A 19815-nucleotide genomic window follows, 5' to 3' on the forward strand; every position below is an offset into this window, starting at 1 on the left:
CTCCTTTAAAAACTGCTGTGAAAGCTAATGAAAAATGTCCTGCCAGGGGCATGAACGACTACTGGATCAAGTGCTGCTACGTGATCACCGCTGATAAATTCTGCATAATCTTTGTCAAATAAATTTGCTACACCAAATCTTATGCCAACTTTATTTTTAAACTCTACGCCACCATAAAGATCAAGCAAACCAAATCCTTTTGCGGCCTCTTTTTTGTCGATACCTAGGCCATTTTGCTTGCTAAAATCGCCTCTAGTTTGCTTTGAAACTAGCCTTAGTGCAGTGCCAAGGTTGTAGCTACCAAAGCTTGCATAGTCTTTGTAGTCAAATGCGAAATTTGCCTCAAAAGGCCTTATCTGATAAAGTGGCCTGCCGTCGGTTTTGTTTTGTCCGTAGTTGTAGTAAAGTGAGCTTTTTAAGCCAAAGTGCCTTGCAAAGCTATATTCTGTATTGAAATTTACACTATAAAGCGTTGCATCAACGTTTCTTGAGATGACAGCATTTTTATTTAGTTGCATTGGGGCTTTTGAGTGGCGTCTATCAAAAATGATCAAATTTTTAACGCTATCAGCGATGAAATGTCCTCCAAAGCTAAAAGCATCTTTGTTTTGCAAAGAGTTTAGGTATTCTTTGTAAAACTCGCTGCCAAATTTAAAGCCAAGAACCGCTCTGTTGTGTCTTTCTGGCTCTAAATTCGGATTTGCTATCCAGCCATTATCGCCTGCACCATAAAGTGCGTTAAAACGCTCCATATTACTTGGCAAGCGAGATAAGCTTTCAAGCTTTGCAAAGTAGCTATCTTTGTCGTTTGGCGTAAATTTATATTTTAAACTTGCGCTAAAAGCGTCTTTTTTGATCTTATCACTTACGTCTTTGCCATAAATTTGACGAAGTAGCCCGCGAGTCGTACTAATGGCTGGATTTGGTGCGAAAAATTTAGTGTCGATACCATTTAATTTACTTCTTTGCTCTTCATATTTTAAGGCAAGCGAGGCTTCATTTGCTTCATTAAATTTATAAGCAAGTGTGTCAAAGAGCATAAATTTATCATTTCTAACATCAGCAAATCTGTATCCGTTAAAGACCCAGTTGTTGCCTTGTTTCATGTATCTTTTGCCGTCATGTTTATCTTTTTCAAAGCCAGCACCTATTTGATTGTGAAAGCTTGAAAAATCAACATCATACTTTAAATTTGCCTCAAATATATTCCTTTTTAAATCCACTTTCACATTTGGAGTGGCATCTCTTAGATGAAAATTATCAGCTTTTCGCTCAACCTTTTTTAGGATAAGTTCAAAATTTAGCGTATTTGAAAGATCTTCTTCGCCTAAGCGAATATTTAGTTTGCCAACTTTTCTTGTCGTTTTAAAAGCATCCATCGCATGTTCTGGCTGCTTGTCTTTGTCGATATTATCCCTTAAAAACGTAAGCCTAAGCTCGCTAAGATCATTTGGCACAAAACCTAAGATAGCGCTTTGACCTTGTCTATTGTAGCCATAGTTCCATTTTTTGCCACTTCCGTCTTTATAATTATTTGCTTTGGTGAAATTTGCATTTAAGATGGTGTAAAAATTTGCGCCACGATATTTAAAAAGTGATGAATTGTAAAAGCTTTTGCCATACATTCCAGCCGAGATATGAAACATATCAGTTGAGTTATCAAGCAAATTTGTAACAAATGGATATTCGCTTCTTTGAGTGCGGTCAAATTGATTTTCCACAAAGGCACTTTGTGCAACGTTTGGCGTGATGACTGGTGGCGGTGCAAATTCTCTAATAGGCTTTATAATGTCTAAATTTGCTTCATTTGCTAGAAGCAGTGATGAAAGAACTGCTAGGCTTAAAATGGGCCTCATGTAAACTCCTTTTAAAGATATAATTATGATTTCTTTTATCAGAATTGTAGTAGCAAAACCCTTTATAAAAGTTGATGTAAGTCATCTTTTAAATTTTTAATCCATAATTACGAGTCTATTGTAGATAAAATGCTTAATTTTATTTTTGCAAGAGTAGCTAAATGGTGTAAATTTAATGTGAAAAATGTATAAAATTTTGATAATTGTTATATAAAAATTTTTAGATCATAGGATGATTTAATTATGCTCTAAAATTATTAAGCCTATCTCTTAGCTCTTTTGAAATGGTAAATTTTGAGAGTTCATATTTATCAAAAATGATGATCAAATCATCACCTAGTGGTTGCACTAACCCAAAGCAAGCATCTCTATCAAGACGGTTTTTCTTAAATTTTACGCTTAAAGTTTCCACTTTTTTCTTATCGCCAAAGCTTTTAATGGCGATTTCGTCGATATCCTTAAAGTAAAATTTTATGCTTTTTGAGCCTTTTGTGATGATAAACCCATCATCTTCAATGCGTAAAAAGTTGTTTTGAAAAATTTTTCTAACACAAAAAAACACTGAGAGAGCACCAATGATGACACCAAAGATAGACGCTGTGCCAAGAGCTAGATAAAAGTAGCCAATGATGCTAAATATAAAAAGTCCAAGCCCAAAGGCTAGCGCCCAAAAAACATCTTTTTTGCTCTCTTTTGTTATCATCACTTTTCCTTTTAAGCTAAAATTCCAGCACCATTTATCGCCTGGCTGCGCTCTTTTGCATAAATTCTCTCGCCATTTATCACATCGTATTTCCAGATCGGCGCATTTGCCTTAAAGTCCTCGACAAATTCGTTTATGAGCCTTAGCGCGACCTTTCTTTGAGGGCTCACAATGCCTGCTACATAAGAGCTCGTATGCACCGCCACGTCGCCTTTTGAGTGAGCAAAGAGTACGTAGGCATTTTCTTTTTTGGCTCGCTCCTGCCAAGCATCTAGCCATTTTTTAAGTATTGGCTCATAGATATCAAAGCTAAGCGCCGAAATACCACCTTCTTCTCTTACGATTCCAACAAAAGTGATGAGCGCACCGCAGTTTTTATCCTTAAAGCGTTCATACCACTCGTTTGTGATGCTTTGAACATCTAAGCTTCCATTATAAATTTGCATCTTAGCCCCCACAAACTGGTGGCAAAATAGAAATTTTATCACCTGATTTAAGAGCAAAATTTATATCGCTTACGATCTCGTCATTTACAGCCACAGCACAGATATTTAGCCACTTTTTAAGCTCTTCTTTCTCGCTTAAAGCAGCTTTTACCTCGCCTAAATTTTTTGCCTCTACTTTTATACTCTCAAGCCCTATAGGCCCAAGAAATTCGATCTCTACCACATTTTATCCTTTGAAATTTTTGCTGATTTTACTTAAAAATAAATTTAGATATACTTATTTGAAAATTTGCAAAAGAGATAGAAGATGAACGAAATTTTAAAAAGCATAAAAACCCCAGCCTACGTCTGCGAAGAGGCCAAAGTACGTAAAAATTTGGAGCTTTTAAAGTATGTAAAAGAGCAAAGCGGAGCTAAAATTTTAGTAGCGCTCAAAGGCTTTGCGTTTAGCGGAGTGATGGATATGGTGGGCTCATACCTTGATGGAGCTACTTGCAGTGGGCTTCATGAGGCTAAATTTGCGAGCGAATACGTAAAAGGCGAGATCCACACGTATAGCCCAGCATTTAAAGATGAGGACTTTGATGAAATTTTAAAAATTTCAAAGCACATCACGTTTAACTCTTTTGCTCAGTGGCAAAAATTTAAAGGCATTGCTCTGCAAAATGGCATCATCTGCGGCCTGCGGGTCAATCCAGAGGTCTCACTAGCGCCAACTGACAGCTACAACCCATGTGGTAAATTTAGCAGGCTTGGCATCACAAGGGCAAATTTTAAGCCAGAGCTTCTTGATGGCATCACGGGGCTTCATTTTCACGCGCTTTGCGAGGAGAGTGCGAGCAGCTTGCAGGTCGTGCTGGAGGCGTTTGAGGAGAAATTTGGCGAGTTTATACCAAAGATGAAGTGGATAAATATGGGCGGCGGCCACCACATCACGAGGGCTGATTATGACGTGGAGCTACTTATAAATATCATTAGACGCTTTCGCGAGAAATACGGCGTAGAGGTCTATCTGGAGCCAGGCGAGGCTGTAGGCTGGCAGACTGGCTTTTTGATAAGCAGCGTGCTTGACATCGTGCATAACGAGAAAGATATCGCCATCCTTGACACCTCAGCCGAGGCGCACATGCCAGATACCGTGCTCATGCCTTACCGCCCAGCCGTTAGAGGCGAGAGTAAAAATGGCAAATTTGCTTATAGATTTGGCGGTAATACTTGCCTAGCTGGCGATATAGTAGGGCTTGAAGCAGGCGATGCGGAATATAAATTTGATAGTGAGCTAAGAATCGGCGATCGCGTCATCTTTGAAGATCAAATCCACTACACCATCGTGAAAAATACGACATTTAATGGCATAAAACTACCTGATTTAGTGCTTTTGAAAGAAAATGGCGAGGTTAAAATGATCCGCGAATTCGGATATGAAGAGTATAGACGCAGAAATTAATCACTAGTGTTTTGACTAGCTTTTGACTGCTAAATGCTAAAAGTTCGTTTTATTTATATCTAAAAATTTTTTACAGATTAGTATCTATAAAATTTTGGCAAATTTATCTATCTTTGAGCTTTTTTGCCTGTTGTATTCAGTCTCGTTTGCGATCTTTTGGGCTAGCTCCTTGCCAAAATGATCACTGATAAATCCAAGCGCCATATCCATGCCAGCAGCCACGCCTGAAGCTGTATAAAATTTACCTGCCCTCACCCATCTGGCGCGCTCTTGCCACTTTACAGCTTCGCCGCAACTTTTTACCCACTCAAGCGATCTTTTATTTGAGGTAGCCTTTAGTCCGTCAAGCACTCCTGTGCGAGCGATGAGCGCTGAGCCAGTGCATACACTTAGGCAAAATTTAGATGCCAAAACGCACTCTTTAAGTCTTGAGATAAACTCACTATCATTTACAAGCGCTCTTGTGCCTTGACCTCCAGGGAGTAACAAAACGCTCTCATTTGGCATCTTACTAAGCTTTTTGGTCTTTATAAAAAAGCCTTATTTGCTTCTTTTCATCCCGCCATCAAACGAAACATAGCTTATCTTCATTTCAGGCACCCTTGCTAAAAACTCCACTGGCTCCATAAGATCAAGCGTCTCGTACTCATCAAATATAAGGCAAAGAAGATGCATAGCGCAGTCCTTTTTAACTAAATTTTGGCTTTATTTTAGCTAAATTTTCAGATCAAAAAACTCTAAAAGTTAACAAAGCTTAAATATTTTTTATAAAATTTTTAGTAATCTTTTTTGCTAAGGTTTGCTTGTGATTAGCTCTGATATAATAGCGATCAAAATAGCGTAGCTATGCGATTTAACGTATTTAACCAATACTTAAATTGTTTAAGCTCAAACTCATAAAGGAATACTAATGACGAGAATTCTTACTCTGCTTTTTACATTATTTGTAACAGCAATGGCAACTCAAGGACCAACTGGCGTCAATCAATATAATAGTGCCATTTGGGCGGCTGAAAGGATAGAAAATATCAAGCCATACGAACAAGGTTTGGGGCCGATATTTACTTTTATCCAAGGTAATGATTATTTTGCAATAGCAGCACTTTCTATCATTTTGGCTGTTATTGGAGCATTTGCATTACACTTTTTAATCATTGGGCCAAAACATTTTAGCCATGATGGTAAAAAGGTATTTGCTTTTTCATTGATCATACGTATAGCTCATGGTTTGGCAGCGATCTCATGGATCATTTTAGTGCCAACTGGTATCATCATTATGTGGGGTGCAGAGCTTGGCGGTGGAACATTTGTGCGTTTCTGTAGATACTTGCACGATACAGCAACTGTGATCTTTGCTGTTTCTGTGCTTCCTATGTTATTTACCTGGACAAAGAGAATGCTTCCAGCAATTTATGATATCAGATGGATGATGATAGTTGGTGGCTATTTATCAAAGAAAAAGAGACCTGTTCCAGCTGGTAAATTTAATGCTGGTCAAAAAGCATGGTACTGGATCGCTATCCCTGGTGGTATTGTTATGATAATTACTGGCGCGATTATGTATTTTACGGACTTTAAAGAGCCAGCGGTTGCTTCTTGGTTTGGTCTTACACAAATTGATCTTCTAAGATATAGCGTAATTATCCATAATTGTCTTGGCATCGCATGTGCAGTATTTTTCTTAGTTCATATTTATATGGCAGCTATTGCTATTCATGGCGCTATTTGGTCGATGATTACTGGATATAAAGAAGAAGAAGAAGTTTATGTTCTTCATCACTACTGGTATCAAGAGCTCGTTAGAGAAAATAAAATTCCAGTATCTGATTATGAAAAGTCTTATACAAATTTAAAATAATTAACTTTACTTTGATCTTGCTAGTAAGCGAGGTCAAAGCTCTCTTTTATCTCAAATTTATACATTAAAATTTTTAAAATAATTAATATTTTTTGGCTATAATCCAAACTAGTTTCAAGGTTTGAAATACTAATTGCAAAAGGAAAAATCATGACAACAATTGATTGTAGAAATTTAGAGTGTCCAAAACCAGTCATAATGACAAAAAATGCACTTGATGGCTTAAGTGAAGGTGAAAGCTTAGAAATTTTGGTAAATGCACTAGCCCCAAAAGAAAATATTTCAAGATTTTTAAAAAATCAAAATATAAACTTTAGCCTCGAAAGCAATGGCAACGAAACTAAAATTTTAGCTACAAAAGGCAAAAATGCGCTTGAGCTTACAAATTTTGATGAGTTTGTCTGCGACATAACACCAAAAAATAATAAAGTACTCTATCTAAATGAAGAGCGTGCAGGTAGCGGCGAAGTAGGAATAAATTTATTATCAAAATTCCTGGGAGCTTTTCTTCAAGTTGAGAAAAAGCCAAAGATAATAATCTGCGTAAATAACGCTGTAAAGATGACTACAAATCGCTCACATCCAAGCTTTAAGCCGCTTAAAGATCTTGAAGCTGCTGGTGTTAAAATTTTAAGCTGCGGAAGCTGCTTGGAGGCTTATAAGCTAGTAAGTGATCTTGCGATTGGCGAAATTTCAAATGCTTATGAGATCATCGATATACTCTCAACTCACGAGCAAATCAAATTATGATCTACCACGACAAAAAGCTTACGCAGTTCGTTAGAGCCGCTGGTTGAGCTGCTAAGCTTGACCCGTCGGGTCTAAACAAAACGATTAGTAGTTTAAATTTATCTCATCCAAATCTGCTCTCAAGCACCAATTCTAACGAGGATGCGAGTGTCTTTAAAATTTCAAGTGATCTTGCACTTGTTCAAACGCTTGACTTTATAACGCCTGTAGTAAATGATCCTTTTATTTACGGTCAAATCGCTGCTGCAAATAGCTTAAGTGACGTCTTTGCAATGGGTGGTGAGGTGATAAATGCTCTAAACATCGTAGGCTTTGATAGTTGTAACTTGGCACCTGAAATTTTAGGTGAAATTTTGCAAGGCGGAGCCGATAAAGTAAAAGAGTGTGGTGGCATTATTGTTGGCGGGCATACGATTGAGACACAGCAGATGTATTATGGGCTTAGCGTTACTGGAAGGGTACATCCTGATAAATTTTGGGCAAATAATACAGCCATAAATGGCAATGTTTTGATACTTACAAAGCCCCTTGGAAGCGGCATTTTAAGCACAGCAATAAAGGCTGATTTATTAAGCATGGAGCAGATAAAAGAGGCTGCAACTATCATGGCACAGCTAAATTTTTATGCATTAAAAGCACTTGATGGCATCAAAGTCTACGGCGCTACTGATGTGACCGGATTTGGCTTTTTGGGACATTTAAGTGAAATGCTAAATGAAAAGATCAGTTTTGAAATTTATGAAAAAAACGTGCCAATCATTGCAAGCGCAAAGGAATTTGCAGATATGGGCATTATTCCAGAAGGAAGCTATAAAAACCGCGAATTTGCAAAGCATTTTATAGACAAAGAAGCTGACATTTTACTATTTGACGCGCAAACTTCTGGTGGACTTTTGCTTGCAGTTGGTGAAAAGGATGCGATGCTCGCAGTAAAACGCTTAAAAGAAGTAGGTTATGAAAGCTCGGCTATCGTTGGCTCTGCGGTGTCAAAGAGCGAGTTTGGTATATTTTTAAGATAAATTTTTAAAAATAGCATGCTATCCATTGCGTTAGTGAAATCTTTTAATTTACTTAACCATTCTATAATTTCAAAAACTATAAAGGAGAGATGATGAATTATCTTGAAATTTTAAAATTTCGTCATGCTTGCAAGGTTTTTGACGAAAGCAAAAAAATCGGTGCTGGAGAGTTTGATTTTATACTAGAGGCTGGCAGGTTAAGCCCTAGTTCAACTGGCCTTGAGCAGTGGGATATCTTAGTCGTTCAAAATAAAGAGCTTAGAGAAAAAATAAAAGCTCTTTCATGGAATCAAGCGCAAATCACATCTTGCTCGCATTTAGTTGTCGTTTTAGCTAAGATCAAAGAGGTAAAATTTGGAAGCGCATATGTTAATAAAATGATCGCTAGAAATACCAATAAAAACCCTGAAGCCATTGCTGCAAGGCAAAAATTTTATCATGACTTTTTGCTTGCAAATTTTAAAAATGATGATGAGCTAACATTTCAGTGGTCACATGAGCAATGCATGATAATTGCCACAAATATGATGAATGCAGCTGCAAGTTTGGGCATTGATAGTTGCCCAATAGAAGGCTTTGACAGACACGCTTTAAATGAACTTTTGGGGCTTGATGAGAGCCTTCAAAGAGTGTCCATCATGGTGCCATTTGGCTACCGCCTAAATCCACAACCAAAAAAACTTCGCAGAGAAATTTCTGATATCGTTACTTGGATCTATTAAGATATTTGAGCCAAATTTTAAATAAATTTTTGGCTCAATTTTAAATAAATCAATAAATTCTAAATAAATACTTACCTTTATAAACCCAAATCAAGTAAAAATGGGATAAAATCAGAGCCAAAACCTAAACTAACGAGGTGTCTATCGTGCTTGAGAAACAAAAAACCAGCCTTCAAATAGTAAAAATGTTTTATACAAAGGCTATTTTACTTTTACTCTCATTTATATTTTTAGCATTATTTGTAGTTTGTGCCGGTACGAACGATATAAAGTATGATCTTAGCTCAACTAATTCAAATATAAAATCATCAATCTCAAATAGCTTTTTTATAATAAAAAACGATCTATTTTTAAAGTCAAAAATGGTTGAAGCAGGTCTTAGCGATATGCTATTTGATAAAAATTCAACAAAAAACGATCTTTATATAGCTTTTTATGTTTTTGATAAAAATAGAAATTTACTCTATTCAAAGAGATTTTTAGGTGCTGATGACATAGCCGAAAATGATCTATCTCAGCTTAGTTTAAACGAGACAGATGCTGGAAAATTTACAGTATCGGATCGAGTTTATAAAAACAGTCGTTTTAGAGACATTTATGCATCTTATGGACTAAAAAATGGAGGCAGCATTTTAGTTCAAATTGATATAAAATTTTTGCAAAACTACACTAATGTAGATTACGATGATAAAAGTAAAACTTATGCTTATCTGGTAGATAAATATGGAAATTTATCAAGAGATGAGTTTTATAAAAAATTTGATGAATCGATGTTTTTGCCTTATGTGAGTCTTGGCGATGAGTTTAAAGAGGATAAAATAATATTTTCTTTAAGCCATATGGGCTTTTATCTCATAAGCTATATGCCAGAGTATAAAATTTTTGTTATTACCGCTTCAACGAAACATTTTCATATCTTTATGCAGTTTGTGTTATTTTGGCTATCGATCTTTTGTTTTATATCTTCCATATTTTTATGGGTTAGAGATGTAAAATTTGTAAAAAATAGAATAATGCCAGCTTTAAAAGAGGTAAGAGATACTTTAGATGGCGATGAATGCGAGATAAGACGAAGCCTTAATGTAACAGAATTTGAAGATATAAAAAATGGAATAAACAAGCTAAAGATAGAAACCAAAAAAGCAACTGATGGGCTAGAAGAATACAAAAGTAGATTTGGTTATATTTTTGAGCAAAGCTTTTTGAAAATAGTAGTTTATGATGCTTATAGTGGCGATATTATTGATGCTAGCAATGCATTTTTATCTTCTGTTGGTTACACAAAAGATGAGATTATAGAGCTAAATTTAAATGATTTAATAGATGGCGATTTTGCATTGTTTATGCAAATGAAACAAGACGCTCAAAATAGTGATATGAGCTTTAAAATCGAGCTAAAAACAAAAGATGGCGGCACTAAAGAGGGATTTTTACAAGAGTCGCAGATCGAGCTAAGGGATTCTAGGCTAAATTTTATGCTTATACATGAGCTTGACGATGGAAAATTTACGAAAAAGGATAACGAAGCAATAAATGATTATTCGTTTTTATCGCCAAATGTAATAGCAGAAGCATTAAGCAGCGATCCATTTTCTATCGTAAGAAGTACGCAAAATATCGATAGTGTCTTTAAAGTCGCACAAGATAAGAAGCTTATAAATTTAAAAGATCTAATAAGCCCTGAAAGTTTAGATGAGTTTGCTGTAAATGTTTCTAATGAATCTAAAAAATTCTTTGAAAAAGGTAGCAAAAATAGCGAGATAAATCTCGTAGCCAATATGCAAACAAATGAAAACAACAAAACGCCATTTAAGATAAAAGTAAAATTTATAGATAATGGTGCTGACAAAGAGCAAAAAATCATCTACTTTTTTAATGACCTAAGCGATATAGCAAAGTTGCAAGAAAAATATGATGCTGAATTAAAATATTTTCAAAGCATACTTTGGGCAAGCCAAGCGCTTGTTTTTTCATGGGATAAAAAAAGCGACACCCTTTATATCCCAAATGCTATCGCCAAGTCGCTCGGATATGCATTAAATGGAGATATGAGTATAAATTTTGAACGCGCAAAAACTATATTTGTAGATGAATTTGTAAGCTTTAAGGACTTTTTTGACCTTATAAAAAAAGGTGAAGTATATGATGGCGAAGTGCGTTTTTATAGGGCTGATAAAGAGATTATTTATGTAAGGATTAGAGCAAAAGCAATAGCTTTTTATGATGGTGAAGTAAGCGTTATAAAGGGCACAATGCAAGATCTTAGTGTGCAAAATAGCTTTTTTTCTTATCAAGACCTTTTAGCAAAAATTTTCTCATACGCAAAAGAGCAAATTATTATGCTTGATGATGAGTTTAGGATCTTAGATGCTAATGACGCTTTTTTCGATACGCTTGACATTTCTAAAGATAAAAATTTTATAGAGAAAATTTACTCAAAAGATATAATTAATTTTAAAAACGGACTAAAAGATATTAAAGATGAAATTTTAAATTCACTTAAAATAACTGGCTTTTGGCAAGGTCTTATTCATGATGTTCGAAGCAAAAATAGACTCGAAGTCATAAGCATAAGCAAGCTTTTAAACGCGTTTGGCGATCAAGAGGGATATATATTACTAGCTTCAAGCGCAAATGATGATTGCTACAATAAAGAGTATCTCGAATTTATCGCGTATCACGATACTCTGACTGGACTGCCAAATAGATTTTTGCTTTTTAATAAGCTAGAAAATCTACTAAAACAAGCGAAAAAAAGCTTAAAAATAGCAGCTTTTTATGTTGATTTTGATAATTTTAAATCGATAAATGACGGATATGGACATCAAGTAGGTGATAAAATCCTAATAGAAATTTCAAAAAAAATAGATGAAATTTTTCCAAAACAAGGAATATTTGCGAGAATAGGCGGGGACGAGTTTATAGGTGCTATGCCTTATGAAAATTTGGGAGAAATTTACGAAACTGCTGAAAACATCTTAAGAGTGGGCCAGAGTAAAATTTCTATTGATGATGATGAGAAAAAACTTAGCGTAAGTATTGGTATTAGTTTAAGCGGCGATGCACTTAGTGTTGATGATCTAATTGAAAGAGCTGATTGGGCTATGTATCAAGCAAAGCTTAATGGAAAAAATAAGTATTATGTATTTAATTCGAAAAAAGATACGTACTTTAAAAATGAATATAGAGATGACTCAAAGATCATTGAAGCTATCGATGCTGGCGAGATGTTCTTGCTATATCAGCCTGAGATTGATATAAAAAGTGGGGAAGTTAGCAGCTTTGAGGCATTTATTAGATGGAAAAATGGCGATAAGATATTAAGGCCATCAGACTTCTTGCCACTTGCAAAAGGCTCAAAAGCAGTTGTTGCTATTGCATTATTTACACTAAAAGATGCTTTAAAAGCTAGGGCTGTATGGCTAAAAGAGGGAATAAATGCAAAAGTTAGAGTAAATTTATGCATTAAAAAGCTAATGACTTCTGAGTTTTTTGAGAAATTTAAAAAGCTTTTAGAAGATGAGCAACTAGACGCTAATGGGTTAATCATAGACATCGTTGACTCTGCAAGTGGCGTAAATTTAGATGATGTTGTTAGATATATTGATGCTTATAAGGAGCTAGGCGTTAGCTTTTCGCTTGATGATTTTGCGTCTTATTCAGGCTCAGTAGAAGCTTTAGGCATGTTAAAAACAAATAGATTTAATATAGATAAGAGATTTTGCAAACAAATTTTTGATTCAGTAGAAGCGCTAAAGACCATACGCATGATAAAGTATGTATCAGATACATTTAATTTTGATGTCATGATAAAAAATTTAGAAGATAAAAGCATGCTTGAAATTTTTGTTGGATTTGGCTTTAGTAGATTTCAAGGACGGCTTTTTGCACCAGAGCTTAGCCTGGATGATGTACTCAAATTCAAATTCACTCTATCATCTCCACTAAATGTAAGAAATTTTCAAGATGATGAGAACTACAATATGCTTTGCAAAATAGTAGGTGCAAAAGAGCTTATGATTCGTTTGATAAATTTACTTAAATGCGATGAAAAAATAAGCGAAAAATTAAAAGGCGAAATAGCAAATCAAGTAGATGATATCAGAACAATAAATGAAAAATTAGCTGAAATTTTAGATACGATCCTTGTAAAAATAGACAAAGAGAACGTAATAAATTTAGCTAATGAGGCAATTTTGTTATGCGATGATGATCTAAATTTGAGTGGAGCGAATAAATAATGAATGAAAATGCTTTAAATGTTTATGAGCACGAAATCCCAAATGGAAGCAAGCTATACTTTGCTAGTAGCGCAAAGCTAAAGAGGCAGATTGAGCAAAAAGCTAGTGAAATTTTAGAAAATGAAGGCTTTAGCGAGATCGTAACGCCATTTTTCTCATATCACCAGCATTTAAGTGTAGATGCGACAAATCTTTTACGTTTTAGCGATAGCCTAAATCACGAAATAAGCCTAAGAGCTGATAGTACGGTAGATACTGTAAGGATCGTGCTTAGAAGGCTAAAAGCAAACGAATCAAAAAGATGGTTTTATATCCAGCCAGTCTTTCGCTATCCAAGCCAAGAAATTTATCAAATCGGAGCCGAACTAATCGGTGAAAATGATGTTTTAAAAAGCATAAATATCGTAGCAAAGCTTCTTAATGAGCTAAAAATGGATACATTTTTGCAAGTGAGCAATATACAAATTCCAAGAGTGATTTGTGAAATTTTAAGCGTGCCTATTGAAATTTTTGAAAATGGACAAATGGAGAAAATTTTATCTCAAAATGTTCCATGGCTAAGCGCTCTTGCTCTTTTAAAGTCAGTTGATGAACTGGATGAAGTGATTAAAATTTCTCCAAGCAAATTAAAAGAACCGCTTGAAAATTTGAGAAATTTAGCCAGCGCTTTAGAATATAAAAATTTAAGAATAGTTCCGCTATATTACTCGAAAATGAGATATTACGATAGTTTATTTTTTAGATTTTTAAGAAATAACAGCATAATAGCAAGTGGCGGCAGCTACGAAATAGACGGAAAAATAAATAGTGGTTTTGCTATTTATACAGATGCATTGATAGAAGAAAAAATTAATTTAAGGAAGTAAGAATGAGAAAGGCTGATTTAGTAGTTGGAGTTCAATGGGGTGATGAGGGTAAAGGCAAGATAGTTGATATGCTAGGACTAAACTATGACATGATCTGTCGCTCACAGGGCGGCCATAATGCCGGCCATACGATCTGGGTTGATGGTGTTAGATACGCGCTTCACCTTGTTCCAAGCGGAATTTTGCATAAAAATATCATAAACATCATTGGCAATGGCGTTGTTGTTTGTCCAGAAGTGTTAATTACTGAAATGGCGCAGTTTGAAAATTTGGAAGGAAGGCTTTATATTAGCGATAAAGCACATTTAAATCTAAGCTACCATAGCCAAATCGATCAAGCAAAAGAGAGACTAAAAGGCGAAAAAGCAATCGGTACGACTGGAAAAGGCATAGGACCAACTTATGCTGATAAAATAAGTAGAAGCGGTCACAGAGTAGGCGAGCTACTTGAGCCAGAACGTTTGTGCGATGCTTTGATGCATGATTTTGAGACAAACAAATGCGTATTTGACGCACTTGGAGTAAAAATTCCTAATGAGAACGAATTGCTTGAAGAGCTAAAAAGATATAAAGAGGTTTTGGCTCCATTTATCGCAAATACTACAAACCTAGTATGGAAGGCACTTGATGAAAATAAAAAGGTATTGCTTGAAGGCGCTCAGGGCACGCTTTTAGATATCGACCATGGCACATATCCATACGTAACTAGCTCAAATACCATAAGTGCAGGTGCTTGCACAGGTCTTGGACTAAATCCAAAAGAAATAGGTGAAGTAATAGGCGTCATAAAGGCCTATACGACTCGTGTTGGCTTTGGTCCTTTCCCAACAGAAGATAAAGGCACGAGTGGCGATAAGATGTGTGATATCGGTAAGGAATTTGGCACAACAACAGGTCGCCGCAGACGTTGTGGCTGGTTTGATGCTGTGAGTGTAAAATATGCTTCAAGACTCGATGGTGTCGATACTTATGCGCTCATGAAGCTTGATGTACTTGATGGATTTGAAGTGGTAAAAATTTGCAAGGCTTATCAATATAATGGCGAAACTATCGATTATATGCCGACAGATCTTGAAAATGCAACTCCTATCTATGAAGAACTTGCAGGCTGGGATAGCGTAAAAGGCATAAGCAAATATGAAGATCTGCCAGCAAATGCAAGAGCTTATATCGAGCGAATAGAAGAGCTAACTGGCGTAAAGATCGGCTACATCTCAACAAGCCCCGAAAGAAGCGATACGATCATTAGATGAAAAGTAAATTTACCTCTATCGTCCGTGTAAAAAAACAAGAGATGGATAAGGTAGAGGCAAAGCTCGCCGTTGCTAGGCTTAATGTAAGAAATTTTGAAGAAAATTTAGTGCATTTAAGAGCAAGGCTTGAGGAATTTTGCTTGCCAAAAAGTGGCAATATAGGCGAGTTAAAGGAAAATTTAGAGTTTATAAAGATAGCAAGGCAAGAGTTAAATGCCTGCAAAGAGAGCCTTGAAATAGCTAAAAAAGAGGTTTCGTATTACGAACATAAATATAAAAATGCAAATTTAGAGTACGAAAAGATGAAATATCTAGAAAAAGAAGAGTTTAAAAAAGAGATAAAACGCATACAAAAGGCTGAAGCACTTGCACTTGATGAGTTTGCAGTGATGAAATTTACAACTAAGAGTGAGTTGTGATGAGAGTGGTTTTATTATTCTTAACTATTTTAAATTTTGCATTTTGTTTTGAAGTGCCAGTTGACTGTACGCAAATTTTTGAAGCTAGAAAAGAAGAAATTTCAAAGGAACTTGAGATCATAGATGAACAGCGCCAAGCTTTAGAGGTATTTCGCGCAAGCTCAGCAGCAGCCTATGAAGAAAATAATAAAAAGCTTGCCAAAAAAGAAGCTGATCTAAATGCGACAATGAAAGTGATCGAGCAAAAACGCAAAGAGATCGATGAAGTGGTCGCCAAAAATGAGAAAATTTTAAAAGAACTTCGCACAATGACTAGCGATAAAGTCAATGAGTCATATTCTAAGATGAAAGATGGCGCGGCAGCTGAGGTTCTCTCTAAAATGCCTAGATCAAACGCAGCCACCATACTTTATGCTCTTGATGCCAAAAAGATATCAACTATCATGGCAAAAATGGATCCAAAAGTAGCATCTGAGATCACCACTTTGCTTCAAAAAGGACCACCATTTGCTGATGAAAAAGGCGATATGCGAACTCCAGCTGGTAGCATAAATATACAGTAATCAATCTTTTACACAAACAAGTAAAATTTTAAAGAATTTAGACACCAAACATAAAGCACTATGCTTATAATTTTTTAATTTTAAGCTTGCCTAACTTTAGCTTGTATACTTTTGTGGTAACTATTTTTTAACCAAACTTGCTACGACCCCAACTCCAAGGATGGCTAGAATGATAAAAAGGCTAATTTGTGCAGAAATTTCAAATCCGTTATGAAAGATATGAGCAGTCGCATTTACAGCTAGCTTTGCTACGATAAAAAATAAAAGCACGATCACAGAAATTTCTAAATACTTTAAAAAATTTTTGAGTGCTTCAAGCACAAAATAAAGTGTTCTTAGCCCAAGTATTGCAAATATCATCGCTGAATAAACAATGATAGGATCTTTGCTCACAGCAATGACGGCTGGAACGCTATCAAAAGCAAATATCACATCGCTTAGCTCAATCACGCAAAGACATAAGAATAATGGTGTTGCTATCCAAGTAGCTTTTAGCCTTAAAATCTGATCGTTAAGAGTAGTTTTTTGACTATCTGAAATTTGCTTAGAAATTTCGCTAAATTTAACAAAAAAACTGTGTCCAAAAAGCTGTGGTAAAACCGGAAAGAAGCGATAAACTGCCCTATAAGCTATGTGGTTTGAATAATCTTTTATATCCTCATCACACTTATCTTTTTTTATCATCATTACGGCACTATATGCGACTATTGCTGCAAATATTAGCTCCATCCAAGGCGAGATGGCAAAAAGCATCGTACCTACGGCTACAAAGATGAGTCTAAATACCATAGCTCCTATAACGCCAAAATAAAGCACTCTGTGTCGGTAAATTTCAGGTATCTTAAACCATGAAAAAATCGCCATCATCACAAAAAGATTATCTACCGAGAGCGACTTTTCTAGCGCATATCCTGCAAAATAAAGACTTGCTATTTCACTGCCTCGCTCAAAATATAAATATATGCCAAAAAGTACTGAAACTCCTATCCAAAAGATAGACCAAATGCCAGCTTGTTTTAGTGAAATTTTCTCATCATGTTTATGAGCAAAAAGATCTATTCCAAAGGCAAGTGATGCCATTATAATAAAAACTATAATTGTTTGAATTTCTAATGCGTTCAACTTTTATCCTTAAAATTTTTAGCAAGGCATCATCAAGACTTCTACTATCTCGCCTTTTTTAAGAATTTCTTTATCCATTGGGATCATTAAAAGTGCAGCTTTGTTTGTCAAATTATTTACGATCGCTGAACTGCCAAGCTTTTTGCCATTTAGATTTACAAAATTTTTTCCTTCACGATTTTCTAAATTTACAGCCGTAAATTCTAAAAATGGCGAACGCTTTTTATAGTCTTCGTCCATTATCGCCGTGATCTTTGGCTCTTCTTGACCAAACCACGCATTTATTAAGACCCTCACGTAAAGCACACACATAACCATTGCCGAGTACGGAAATCCTGGCAGTGCAAAGATATATTTATCGCCTGACTTTGCCACTCTGATGTGACGGCCCGGTTTTATGGCAGCACCTTCGATGATAAGACTAAAATTTTCATTTAAAGCGCCTTTTACAAAGTCGTAATCACCCATGCTTATGCCACCAGTCGTCACTAATATATCAGCTGATTTTAGTGCGTTTATGATCGCTTTTTCGACAAGCTCGGCTTTATCTCTTACGATCTCGCAAAGGATCGGCTCTGCACCCATTTTGCGTATCTGCATAGCGATGCCTACGTGATTTGAGCTGTGAATTTGCGCTGGATTTTCTAATGGCTCGCCAAGGTCTTTTATCTCGCTACCAGTTGCTAGTATCGCAACTCTTGGGCGTATGAAAACGCTTACGTGAAAGACACCAAGCTCGGCAAGAAGTGCTATATCAGCGTAGGTTAGACGTGTGCCTTTTTTGATCAAAATTTCACCTTTTTTGTAGCTTTCTCCTACTTCGCGCACGGCAAAACCCTTTGGCACACTCTTTTTGATGAGTATTTTTGAGCCGTTAACCTCGACATTTTCTACCGGCACAAGAGTATCAGTGCCTTCGCTCATTAGTGAGCCAGTGAAAGTTTTTACACATTTACTACCCTCTATGACTAGTCCTTTGTCGCTTCCAGCGGGCAGGTCTGTGATGAGCTCAAGCTCGCTTAGGCCATCTTTAAAGGCAAAAGCGTATCCATCCATCGCTGAAACCGGCTTTGCTGGGTAATTTTCAGTGGCTGTTACGTCGTAGGCGATATTTCTATCAAGTGCGTCCGTGATGGCTACTTTTTCGACCTTTTCCCACGCATTTATTGTATCTTTTAGAATTTTTAGGCTATCTGCGTAACTCATAAAATCTTTCATTTTTATCCTTTTTATGAAATTTTTGCATATTCTATCCATTTCGCTCTTAAAAAATTAATCTTTGTTTTATTTAATGATTATTAAAATGCCATTTAAGAAATCAGTTTGATTTTACCCTATACACAGGAAAATTCATGAATAAAACAGTGCTTTACATCATCGCAGGTGCAAGCCTTGGCATTCTTGGCCCAGTGCTTGTTTATTTTGGCAACCCAGCAAACATGGGCGTTTGTGCGGCTTGCTTTTTAAGGGATAGCGTAGGTGCTCTTGGCTTTCACCAAGCTAAGGTCGTGCAGTATCTAAGGCCAGAAATTTTAGGTCTTATCATCGGAGGCTTTCTAGCAAGTATGCTTTGGAGTAGAAATTTCACTACAGTATCTGGTAGTGCGGCTTTTTCTAGATTTTTCTTAGGCGTGTTTGCTATGATTGGTTGCCTTATCTTTTTGGGTTGTCCATGGAGAGCGTTTTTGCGCCTTGGCGGCGGAGATATGACTGCTATTGCTGGTCTTGTCGGTCTATTTGCTGGCGTTTTTGTTGGACGATTTTTTAAGAAAAATGGTTACGTCATACCTGAAAATGATGCCACTACAAAACCAGTTGCGTTTTTGCCATTAATCATTGCTATTTTGCTTTTAATAGCCCTTGTCTTTGGTTTAAAACTTGGCGATAATGGTGCATTATTTAGCTCAGAAAAAGGCCCAGGTTCACAGCATGCAAATATCTTTATCTCACTTATTTGCGCCATTGTTATTGGCATTTTTATGCAAAGAAGTAAATTTTGCTCAGTTGGAGCGATTAGCAAAGTTTTTGAGCGTGATCTTTCAATGTTTTATGGCATTGTATCTATCATCGTTTTTGCAAGTATCACAAATTTAGCTCTTGGACAATATAAATTTGGCTTTGAAGCTCAACCTATCGCTCATAATGACGTCCTTTGGAATTTCCTTGGCATGAGCTTGGCTGGTCTTTGCTTTAGCCTAAGTTATGGCTGCCCAGGCAAACATTTAGTGCAAATGGGAGCTGGAAATTTAAGCTCAGCTGTATTTGTTTTAGGCATGGGAGCAGGCGCTGCGATAAGCCATAACTTCATACTTGCAAGCTCTGGAGCTGGCATCACTCCTTATGCTCCATATGCCGTAGCGATCGGCTTTATCTATGCTATTTATGTCGGAGTTTTTACTAAAAAAGCATAATATAAATTTGGCTGCCTTTGCAGTCAAATTTACTCACTTTTTATATCTATCACCTCATCAAAAAGTTCAAAAAGCTCACGTTGGTGTGTGATCATTAAAATACTAGCCTTAATCTAAAATTTTTTAGCGGCAATAGTAA

19 protein-coding genes are annotated in these 19815 nt (G+C 36.1%); 11 read left to right on the top strand and 8 right to left on the bottom strand.

Annotated elements, in window-relative coordinates; genetic code table 11:
• Positions 1-5 precede the first annotated feature (5 nt).
• The 4 genes from CVT13_RS03320 to CVT13_RS03335 all read right to left on the bottom strand — a co-directional run bounded on the left by CVT13_RS03320 (position 6) and on the right by CVT13_RS03335 (position 3228).
• Positions 6-1856, bottom strand: a complete 1851-nt coding sequence (locus tag CVT13_RS03320) for a TonB-dependent receptor domain-containing protein (RefSeq protein WP_107811597.1) — start codon at positions 1854-1856, stop codon at positions 6-8.
• Between the two features lie 241 nt (positions 1857-2097).
• Positions 2098-2559 carry a molybdate transport repressor gene (locus CVT13_RS03325; RefSeq protein ID WP_107811598.1) on the bottom strand — a complete coding sequence of 154 codons (462 nt, stop codon included), beginning with the start codon at positions 2557-2559 and terminating at the stop codon, positions 2098-2100.
• Positions 2560-2570: 11 nt separating this feature from the next.
• Positions 2571-3005, bottom strand: a complete 435-nt coding sequence (locus CVT13_RS03330; RefSeq protein WP_084041651.1) for a molybdopterin synthase catalytic subunit — start codon at positions 3003-3005, stop codon at positions 2571-2573.
• A 1-nt stretch (position 3006) separates the two neighbouring features.
• Positions 3007-3228 (bottom strand): MoaD/ThiS family protein, encoded by a 222-nt coding sequence (locus CVT13_RS03335; protein WP_002941462.1) that lies wholly within the window; start codon positions 3226-3228, stop codon positions 3007-3009.
• Positions 3229-3312: 84 nt separating this feature from the next.
• On the opposite strand from CVT13_RS03335, the gene nspC reads away from it, so the two are divergent.
• The gene (gene nspC, locus CVT13_RS03340) at positions 3313-4452 is read left to right on the top strand and encodes a carboxynorspermidine decarboxylase (RefSeq protein WP_107811599.1); all 1140 of its coding nucleotides are present in this window, start codon (positions 3313-3315) and stop codon (positions 4450-4452) included.
• 84 nt (positions 4453-4536) lie between these two features.
• Here the strand turns inward: nspC and CVT13_RS03345 are convergent, their stop codons facing one another.
• Both CVT13_RS03345 and CVT13_RS10525 read right to left on the bottom strand, forming a co-directional pair.
• Complete coding sequence (locus CVT13_RS03345) at positions 4537-4959, bottom strand: DJ-1/PfpI family protein (RefSeq protein ID WP_234411958.1); 423 nt, start codon at positions 4957-4959, stop codon at positions 4537-4539.
• Positions 4960-4992: 33 nt separating this feature from the next.
• Positions 4993-5127 carry a hypothetical protein gene (locus CVT13_RS10525; protein ID WP_265094416.1) on the bottom strand — a complete coding sequence of 45 codons (135 nt, stop codon included), beginning with the start codon at positions 5125-5127 and terminating at the stop codon, positions 4993-4995.
• A 235-nt stretch (positions 5128-5362) separates the two neighbouring features.
• Between CVT13_RS10525 and CVT13_RS03350 the strand changes: the two genes are divergently transcribed.
• From CVT13_RS03350 to CVT13_RS03390, 9 genes are all read left to right on the top strand, one after another.
• A complete protein-coding gene (locus tag CVT13_RS03350) occupies positions 5363-6310 on the top strand; it encodes a formate dehydrogenase subunit gamma (RefSeq protein WP_021090567.1) in 948 nt (315 codons plus the stop codon).
• A gap of 150 nt (positions 6311-6460) precedes the next feature.
• The gene (gene yedF / locus CVT13_RS03355) at positions 6461-7060 is read left to right on the top strand and encodes a sulfurtransferase-like selenium metabolism protein YedF (RefSeq protein WP_103592831.1); all 600 of its coding nucleotides are present in this window, start codon (positions 6461-6463) and stop codon (positions 7058-7060) included.
• Positions 7057-8079 carry a selenide, water dikinase SelD gene (gene selD / locus CVT13_RS03360; RefSeq protein ID WP_410470344.1) on the top strand — a complete coding sequence of 341 codons (1023 nt, stop codon included), beginning with the start codon at positions 7057-7059 and terminating at the stop codon, positions 8077-8079. Before yedF ends, selD begins: the two co-directional genes overlap by 4 nt.
• A 92-nt stretch (positions 8080-8171) precedes the next feature.
• Positions 8172-8801, top strand: a complete 630-nt coding sequence (locus CVT13_RS03365) for an NAD(P)H-dependent oxidoreductase (RefSeq protein WP_107811600.1) — start codon at positions 8172-8174, stop codon at positions 8799-8801.
• Between the two features lie 146 nt (positions 8802-8947).
• Positions 8948-13042: a diguanylate cyclase domain-containing protein gene (locus CVT13_RS03370; RefSeq protein WP_107811601.1), complete on the top strand. Its 4095-nt coding sequence runs from the start codon at positions 8948-8950 to the stop codon at positions 13040-13042.
• Positions 13042-13908: an ATP phosphoribosyltransferase regulatory subunit gene (locus CVT13_RS03375; protein ID WP_103624594.1), complete on the top strand. Its 867-nt coding sequence runs from the start codon at positions 13042-13044 to the stop codon at positions 13906-13908. The genes CVT13_RS03370 and CVT13_RS03375 overlap by 1 nt, the downstream gene beginning before the upstream one ends.
• Positions 13909-13910: 2 nt before the next feature.
• Positions 13911-15161 carry an adenylosuccinate synthase gene (locus tag CVT13_RS03380; protein ID WP_084041659.1) on the top strand — a complete coding sequence of 417 codons (1251 nt, stop codon included), beginning with the start codon at positions 13911-13913 and terminating at the stop codon, positions 15159-15161.
• On the top strand, positions 15158-15580 hold the full coding sequence (locus CVT13_RS03385; protein WP_107811602.1) for a flagellar export protein FliJ: 423 nt from the start codon (positions 15158-15160) through the stop codon (positions 15578-15580). The genes CVT13_RS03380 and CVT13_RS03385 overlap by 4 nt, the downstream gene beginning before the upstream one ends.
• Positions 15580-16143: a MotE family protein gene (locus CVT13_RS03390; RefSeq protein WP_107811603.1), complete on the top strand. Its 564-nt coding sequence runs from the start codon at positions 15580-15582 to the stop codon at positions 16141-16143. Before CVT13_RS03385 ends, CVT13_RS03390 begins: the two co-directional genes overlap by 1 nt.
• 120 nt (positions 16144-16263) lie before the next feature.
• On the opposite strand, the gene CVT13_RS03395 is transcribed toward CVT13_RS03390, so the two are convergent.
• Complete coding sequence (locus CVT13_RS03395) at positions 16264-17265, bottom strand: TerC/Alx family metal homeostasis membrane protein (RefSeq protein WP_107811604.1); 1002 nt, start codon at positions 17263-17265, stop codon at positions 16264-16266.
• Between the two features lie 18 nt (positions 17266-17283).
• Complete coding sequence (locus tag CVT13_RS03400; protein ID WP_107811605.1) at positions 17284-18483, bottom strand: molybdopterin molybdotransferase MoeA; 1200 nt, start codon at positions 18481-18483, stop codon at positions 17284-17286.
• Between the two features lie 134 nt (positions 18484-18617).
• Between CVT13_RS03400 and yedE the strand changes: the two genes are divergently transcribed.
• A complete protein-coding gene (yedE, locus tag CVT13_RS03405) occupies positions 18618-19676 on the top strand; it encodes a YedE family putative selenium transporter (RefSeq protein WP_107811606.1) in 1059 nt (352 codons plus the stop codon).
• The last annotated feature ends 139 nt before the right edge of the window (positions 19677-19815 follow it).

Source organism: Campylobacter concisus (genome assembly GCF_003049085.1).
Lineage (GTDB): Bacteria > Campylobacterota > Campylobacteria > Campylobacterales > Campylobacteraceae > Campylobacter_A > Campylobacter_A concisus_H.